The following is a 298-nucleotide window of genomic DNA, read 5'->3' as shown; positions in this document are numbered from 1 at the left end:
GGGAGCGAATGGGCAAGAATCGGGAACAACAAGTCTTCAAGATGAAATGAAAGAAGCTGGAAAATCAAATGGAACAAGTGAAGGAAGTCAAACACCAGGAACAGTAAGACAGGGAGCAAATGAAGGAAATCAAACACCAGGAACAGTAAGACAAGGAGCAAATGAAGGAGTTCAAACACCAGGAGGCGTAAGACAAGGAGCAAATGAAGGAAATCAAACACCAGGAACAGTAAGACAAGGAGCAAATGAAGGAAATCAAACATCAGGAACAGTAAGGCAAGGAGCAAATGAAGGAAGT

The 298-nt window shown here is 42.6% G+C and carries 1 pseudogene; it reads left to right on the top strand.

Annotation, left to right across the window (positions count from 1 at the left end):
* Positions 1 to 298 (top strand): annotated as a pseudogene (locus MR160_RS34255) (pLS20_p028 family conjugation system transmembrane protein); the annotation flags it as partial.

The organism is Bacillus cereus group sp. BfR-BA-01382 (genome assembly GCF_022663475.1).
Lineage (GTDB): Bacteria > Bacillota > Bacilli > Bacillales > Bacillaceae_G > Bacillus_A > Bacillus_A thuringiensis_S.
Note: the sequence above shows the minus strand (reverse complement) of the source record. Positions and strands in the feature narration are given on the sequence as shown.